Here is a 7,143-nt window from a genome sequence, read left to right as displayed (position 1 = left end):
AACAGTGTGGTTCGATGAGGCGAAAGACAGGATTCGACGACAGCTACCGCGAAGCGGTTTAGTTCAACAGGTATTAGACAGCGCGCTCGTTTATTGACTTGAACGAGCGCGCGCGTTCAACATTCTCATGACGCCACATCAACCCATTGATTTTTCGGTGCATTTTCGTTGACGTGGCTATATAACACCAATAAACGAGCTTGCTGTCTTTGCCAGCATGTCCGCATTGGGTCGGCCCGCGACTGGTGGCGAGGTCAAGCCCACGCTAGGCATGGATTGAACCACACTTTCCTCTCCACCTATGGAGAACCATGCCATGAACGCGTCAGCAACTGCAATTCTTGAGCCCTGGAACAAAGGCAAACTGGCTGGTCAGAAAGCACCACTTCGCCTAAAAGATATCTGGGCCATTCGTGTTCGGCTACAGCTCGCTGGGAAGAGACGCGATCTAGCGTTATTTGATCTAGCGATAGATAGCAAGCTACGGGCCAGCGACTTGGTCACTTTACGTGTCCGTGATATTGCTCATGGTAAGCACGTATCACCAAGGGCCATCGTTATGCAGCGGAAAACACAACAGCCAGTGCAATTTGAGATAAGCGAGCAGACAAGCGAGGCTCTAGCAGATTGGATTCAGCATGCCCGGCTTCGAAGCGAGAACTATCTGTTTCCGAACCGCATCAGTAGCTCAGAACACCTGTCGACACGACAGTATGCTCGTATCGTCAAAGCTTGGGTAACCTCCATTGGCCTGGACCCTACAATCTATGGTACGCATACGATGCGCCGTACCAAAGCATCGCTGATATACCGTCGGACGAGAAACTTAAGAGCCGTTCAGCTACTTTTGGGTCATACAAAGCTGGAAAGTACTGTCCGATACCTTGGGATAGAGGTAGATGATGCCTTGGAGATGGCTGAACGAACAGAGGCATAGCAAGAGTAGAGGCGGTCTGATTCGGGCCGCGTCTACCGGCCAGAAGCGGAGGCGCATCGTGGATTGAAATATCAATACTAGAAATTGGGAAAGCCAGAGCGAAGCGGCGATATTGGCCTCCCTCTGGCCGTCTTTGCTAGATACAATCAACCGGTTTTCTAATCACCTTTCTTGTGCTTGTGAGGCTTAAGTGATGGCGTATTCCCAGGGGTGCTTTTGTTATCCCGTTGACGCCTGTCTGGTTTGCCAGTTGATTCAGCAGTTCTTTTTGGGCCTGGTTTAATTCCCATGATTACTCCTTGATAGGCAGTATTTTATGAAACAATAAATAGCTTCCAAACTCTCATGCTAAAGAAAAATTGTGCTAAATTCCAGCAGTGCATTCTCGAATCGGAAGCCGTCTATCAGGATAGACTAAAATGCCGCGCTCGGCCAAAAGCAGCCATTCAAACAATGGCTGCGTTTCTATGCATAGTGGACCTTCATCTATGTAGGTCATCGTCTGATTGCAGTCCCTATTACGAGTTGAGCTTGGACGTATCACTCCAGATATGAATAGCCTTAGCTCCACGCGTGAGTGCGACATAGAGCTGGTGGCGATCGAGGGTGTGGGCATCCATAATTAGGCAAGCATCTGATTCGAGACCTTTCAACAGCAGTGCCGTCCCGATCGCAATTTTTCCGGCAGTGCGCTCTTGGTGCCGACGGGCATCGCGTTCGGATCGCGCAGCCAACAAAGCCTCGGGATGATTATCGGAACATGCCCGTGATAAAGCTCGCTGAGTAGCATCGTAGATCGTCGGCCGAAACATACGTGCGCCATCAATATTTCGTATCGCGGCCAGTAAGCGAGATACAGATTGATAGCAGGGTGATGCCAAGACATTTAGCGCTGCATGATCTACTTCTGTAACTTTGAATCGACCTATCCCGTGTTTATGGATGCGCTCGATACGATCGCGAAAATGCTTGGCGTGTGGGACTTTGGTCATAGTCTGAGCTGCAAGCTCGGCACAAAGGAAGACCGCATTCAGTGGCATTTCTAGATCGAGCTGCTTGAAAAAAAGCATCATTTGTCGAAGCTCAACCGCTTCAACAACGGTTACACCAGGGTTACGTCGTGCGAGTGCATGTCGGCGCTTTTCGTCAGCTTTTGCTTCCTCCGAACTTCGACCAATAATCAGCAAAGTTCCATGTCGTTGGAGGCGTCTGATTACCTCTCTCTCCTTGCGGACTAGCTCTTTAGGGGACGGCACCGGCGCGTATTCGACTCCAGCAGGTGCCTCATCCAGATCAATCGACTCACAGTTCCATAATGCCTCGCGAGCTTGAGCAAGCCAGGAACCGATTTCGGGAGCACCAGCATTGTTCCATCGCCACGGCGTCTCAAGAGCTTTTCCCTCAGGAAATACACTCGGCAGATCGGCCCAGTCCACCCGTCGTCCCGCAAAACCAAAAACAGACTGCATTGGATCACCTAAGACAACGATGGGCAGGAGGTTCGCACACGCCACCACCATTTCATGCTGAACCGTCGAGCAATCCTGGTATTCGTCGACCCAAAGCCGGCTATAGCTCCCTTGTAGGATGGTATCGATGCATCCTCCAGCGATCAGATCGCGAGCCGCAGCCTGGATAGCAGGATAGTCCTGCTTTGGATTAGTGATCGCGAGTCGCTGTGGCTCGATACCGGATCGGTGGGGATAGGCATTGATCAGCCGCAACGCCCAACCATCTAGAGTTTGGAGCTCATAGGCTTGAGACGATATGCCATTCTGAGCTAGCCTCTTGCGTAAAGCGGCCACCCCCGCATTGGTATGGGTCAAAATAAGCACGGGCTTATCATCTTCGTGCCCCTTGAGGCTATCCGCAATCAACTGAGTTTTGCCGTAGCCTGCCGGCGCGCTAATGTGCCCTCGGGTAATCGTGAGCAGATCGAACTCAAGCATAGTCGGCTGCCCAATCGAATAGCTTATTGATTTCCTCCCGCATCCAAGGCTGGCAATCATCCAACGCAGGACCAATAACTGTGTATGCGATTTCTTCCATCACACCAATCCCACGTTTTTTTAGCCAGGATTTATCTTCTTCCATTGAAGCTGAGATACAGGCCTGGACCTCATCTTTCGTTAGACCACCAATCAAGTCATCGGTTAAATGAAAATCGAATTTTTCCTCAGCAGGCATATGATTATTTATCTGCTGCTCGATTGACTGTGATCCATAGAGTTCCATGACACGCCGAACAATCTCGAGGCTCTTGTCAGCTGGAAGACCGCGAAAAACCGCATGTTCCAGTGCGAAGCTTTCCGGCCACTTAGCTAATAAACATCCACCATCGACCAAGGCTTTTTCGCGTTTAACATTGGGTTGGGCATCGTCATCGCGGAGAATTGCCACTCGATAGCCCAACTTGTGAAATGCTTCGGCGCGCGATGGTATATTCCCATATCCGCCGGCATTGACCAGGGCGGTACCATGCGCGGTCAATGACGGATACCCTTGTTCGATTCGGTAAAGATCGAGACCACGCAGCAAACCCACTTCCCCGGCGCCTTCGCATACGATGACCGATTGCGACAAAAAAGCTTCAGGATACATTCGCAATCCCCCCTGCATACTCTCAGGGTCAATCTCGGGCGTCATGATAGCCCCATTGATATTGCGCACACGGAATAATTGCTCGGCTGACAATTCTCGAACGACGACTGGCGAATGCGTTGTCGCGAACACTTGAAATTTCGAAGTGGGATGCTTCGCGCCTAAGGCCTGCAAAAGACGGACGATACGATGAGGTTCTAGCCCAGACTCGAGCTCGTCGATAAGCCCTATATCAGCTCCTTCTCTTGCTTTCTGTTGCAGGCCTGCGATTAGCAGTCTAGACGAACCTAGGCCGAGACGCGTCAAGGGCACGTTAGTCTGATCATGCAACGCAATATTACTGGGCCGAAGGGTCACTTGCGAGGCATCAAGTGTCGCTGTAACTCCGGCGGCCGAGCCGATACCCAAGTCGCCGGCGATGAGACGAACTTGCTCAAGAGTCTTTTCCAGTTGGGCATTAGCCGCACCGCCAAAGATGCTTCGGGCTTCCCGCGAGGCTTCCGCCAACGGCCCATTAAGTTCAAGCGTCTCTTCGGCAAGTTTGAACAGCACCGAGCCTCGACTGAAGGTAAGCTGCGTTGTGCATTCGTCCTGAAGTTGTAATAGCGATAACCGACGTAGTGCGCGCAGCGCTATATCATGGCGTTCGATTTCATCTTCAACGCGGTTACTGTCTAAGGACCACTGACCCTGCATGTTCCAGTCGACCCGCAGCGTAATCGAGAAAGCTGTGTCGAGCCCGCGACCGGGTTCATCTTCAACTTCCCCTGTCGCCTGATTGAAACCTCGGTGATAAGGCCCGTATGTCTCTAGCCTCAGCAGCCGATCGGGTAGATCAACGAGAACTACGGAAATCTCGATGGGGTTATCTGGTCTCAGACCATGAAAATCCGCATCGGTTACACTTCGATGAATATTGCCAGAGAGGCACCATCCAATCGCCTCAAGAATCGACGACTTACCACTATCACCAGCGCCAAGCAGACAATTGAAGCCTGGCTTCGGATGCCATTCGAAAGATGAGACTCCCCGGAAGTTCTTGATTCTGACCTTAGCAACACGCGCCATTCATCCACCTCATCCCCTGATCTCGAAAACACCACTTAGAAAATTATATTGTACGCCATTCAAATTTTTTATTGACTTAATTTTGCATAGACCACCTACTTAAGTGTTCACGAAATGCCCGGTATTTTAACTGCGTCCCATGCACTAACAGCTCGATGTATCGAGCTTCTTCTATTGAATAGACAATAGGCATTGCACAATCACTGGTTCGCAATGTTCGCTACAGGCCGTTTTGAGTCAGCTTCAAGAGACCGCTGTGGGTCGTCAGCTGCCGAAACTTATCCATCAGCATAATCTAAATCTCGGCATCCGGCCAGAAGTGGACGTTCAGTGGATGCTGATATTGCGCCCGCAACACGCGTGTCCTAGTAGTGGAAGTGAAGCCGTAACTGAAAATCGCAAAGTGATAATCCTCCCTAGTACTAGGCACCCACCATCCGGCCGCGTGAAGAACCGCATGCCAGAAGCAGAAGTCCATGCTCCTGCTGAACGATATGTAATCGACATTGTTAAGGTGTTGCGCTACGCTTAATCTTTAATTATAAAGGAAATGGATAAAAGAAGATGGGGAATTACGCTAAAGATTTGTCTAAACGATTCAAGCATGTTGGAAAAGGGCAATCTCGAGGTTACTGCGTCATATGTGGTGAATACGGAAAACTTGTCTTAGACCATGTTCCTCCACAGGGGTCAATTACGGTAACAAAAACGGAACAGCACCTCATAACAGAAGTATCTGGCATGAACTTAGAAAGGAAAATTAAAGGGATACGGTCTCCCAACGGTAGTAAGTTCAGGACTATATGCCAGACTTGCAACGGTGAAAGAATTGGCAGCGGAGACGATGAGGTAAAAAGAGTACATCGAGCCATCTCTGATCAGGTGGTTGCTTACTATGCGGGCCATTCCATTTACCCGTGGGCTAGCGTCAGATTTGATGTTTCAAAATATCTCAGAGCTATGACGGGGCACATCTTATCTGCGACATCCTCCATCGAGTGCCAGAAAGAACAAGTTAGCTCGACTTACTTCGACCCACTAAAATCTTATGTCATGAATGATGATAGAAGAGTATTCGACACTCATGATTTCTATTACTGGTTTTATCCTTATGAACGTCATCTGAGCGCAAAGCTTGTTGGTTTTTTTAATGACGGACTCACATCGAAGCTAAGCTTGCTTTCTTTTCACCCCATAGCCTTTATGATTACTGAAAAAGACAAATCCACTTATCCTGCACAGGCTTCAAAACTTGAAGAAACTTCAAAAAATCTCACACTCAATATATCGGTATCAAACGTTAAATATGCGCCATTTCCTTTCATAGAGCTAGAGGGGAACCAGTTTTACATGCTAACGGATTACCTTTGTACAACTAGCAAGTCTCTGATATAAACCATTCTAAGCATCTATTCCGCGGTGCATGAAATCCGGCCATCTTGAGGTGAATTGGTCATGGTTGAGCCAGACAACGGTCTAGCAGGAGCCAGCAACGGCATAGAGGCTATGCCGTCGCTATCCGGCTAAGACCGGACGTTCAGAATGCGGTCATGTAACACCTCAAACAGTGGCGGTGCTTGCGTCGCACGACTGCTTTGAAGTTTTATCAAGCTCTTCTTCCTTTAGCGATGCCGCGATAAACTGGCGATTAAACTCATTACCAATTTCATACTTAACAATTGCTTGACGCACGGAAAACTCCAGATGTTTTAATACAGGGAAAAACTCTCTATACCACTCAATCATGAGCTGCTTTTCTGTAGCGAAGATATTTTCCCAAACCTGGGTTTCTATCTCAGGAGATATATTTACAACCATTGACTCAACAGAGCTTAACGCCAAATCAATCTGAGAATTTATTGTTTGCAATTTTAGGTATGCCTCATAATCAAAATCAGCCTTTAAGTCATCCAGATCCAAATACAACCCATCAACACTCTTTTTTTTAAAATACCCCCAAACCTCACTTATATCGAGCCTGGCCTTAAAGGGAGTTTCTGGACTACGATCAGATGGAAATTGGACCATAAAGCCTTTAATTTCCTCATCTATAATGTCTCGCCTCTCCTCAATATATGAGGCTTTCTGTGCGAACTGCTGATTTACATATTCAAGAGCCTTAAAAACTTCTGCAGAAAGAAGAGAGCGAGCTTGGCTTTCAGAGGCAGCTCTCATATCTTTAATTTCTTCGTACTGAAGATTTAAATCTCTATTCTGAAGCAGAACCGTAACAATTATCCACATAAAAGCTAAAACGCCAGCAAAGCCAGCAAAGAAATCTCCTATCTCATTTAGAGAAAGTTTCCCAAAATCCTTACTGATCGCGAGAAAAAATGCAACCATTACTACAAAAAGGGTCATGTATGAAGGAATAAGCAACAACTTCTTACTTCCCCTGTTGAACCTTGAAAATTTTGACCATGCACACTTCAAGTAGCTTCTTGTTTTCTTCAGATATTCTTCAAACATTGTCTTGAAACTCCAGGCGAACTACAGGAGAACGATTTTACCTGATAGTGGTTTTAGAGAAAGTTCAC

Annotated in this window: 5 protein-coding genes; 2 read left to right on the top strand and 3 right to left on the bottom strand. The window is 48.0% G+C overall.

What is annotated here, in order from left to right; translation table 11 throughout:
* Positions 1–316: 316 nt before the first annotated feature.
* Positions 317–937, top strand: a complete 621-nt coding sequence (locus ETC27_RS04200) for a tyrosine-type recombinase/integrase (protein ID WP_136253686.1) — start codon at positions 317–319, stop codon at positions 935–937.
* A 518-nt stretch (positions 938–1,455) separates the two neighbouring features.
* On the opposite strand, the gene ETC27_RS04195 is transcribed toward ETC27_RS04200, so the two are convergent.
* Positions 1,456–2,886, bottom strand: a complete 1,431-nt coding sequence (locus ETC27_RS04195; RefSeq protein ID WP_168709014.1) for a UvrD-helicase domain-containing protein — start codon at positions 2,884–2,886, stop codon at positions 1,456–1,458.
* Positions 2,879–4,606, bottom strand: coding sequence for an ATP-dependent nuclease (locus ETC27_RS04190; RefSeq protein ID WP_136253684.1), 1,728 nt, complete (start codon positions 4,604–4,606; stop codon positions 2,879–2,881). The genes ETC27_RS04195 and ETC27_RS04190 overlap by 8 nt, the downstream gene beginning before the upstream one ends.
* A 564-nt stretch (positions 4,607–5,170) precedes the next feature.
* Here ETC27_RS04190 and ETC27_RS04185 point away from each other — a divergent pair.
* Complete coding sequence (locus ETC27_RS04185) at positions 5,171–6,001, top strand: metal-binding protein (RefSeq protein WP_136253683.1); 831 nt, start codon at positions 5,171–5,173, stop codon at positions 5,999–6,001.
* A gap of 165 nt (positions 6,002–6,166) precedes the next feature.
* On the opposite strand, the gene ETC27_RS04180 is transcribed toward ETC27_RS04185, so the two are convergent.
* Complete coding sequence (locus ETC27_RS04180) at positions 6,167–7,075, bottom strand: hypothetical protein (RefSeq protein ID WP_136253682.1); 909 nt, start codon at positions 7,073–7,075, stop codon at positions 6,167–6,169.
* Positions 7,076–7,143: the final 68 nt, after the last annotated feature.

Origin of the sequence: Onishia niordana, from assembly GCF_004798965.1 — a bacterium.
GTDB classification, from domain to species: domain Bacteria; phylum Pseudomonadota; class Gammaproteobacteria; order Pseudomonadales; family Halomonadaceae; genus Onishia; species Onishia niordana.
The sequence above is the reverse complement of the archived record's forward strand: the minus strand, read 5'-3'. Positions and strand labels throughout refer to the sequence as shown.

What these genes read in the sequence shown, in the direction of transcription:
- ETC27_RS04200 (WP_136253686.1), top strand. Translation starts at nt 317, where the DNA reads ATGAACGCGTCAGCAACTGCAATTCTTGAGCCCTGGAACAAAGGCAAA.
- ETC27_RS04180 (WP_136253682.1), bottom strand. Translation starts at nt 7,075, where the DNA reads ATGTTTGAAGAATATCTGAAGAAAACAAGAAGCTACTTGAAGTGTGCA.
- ETC27_RS04185 (WP_136253683.1), top strand. Translation starts at nt 5,171, where the DNA reads ATGGGGAATTACGCTAAAGATTTGTCTAAACGATTCAAGCATGTTGGA.
- ETC27_RS04195 (WP_168709014.1), bottom strand. Translation starts at nt 2,886, where the DNA reads ATGCTTGAGTTCGATCTGCTCACGATTACCCGAGGGCACATTAGCGCG.
- ETC27_RS04190 (WP_136253684.1), bottom strand. Translation starts at nt 4,606, where the DNA reads ATGGCGCGTGTTGCTAAGGTCAGAATCAAGAACTTCCGGGGAGTCTCA.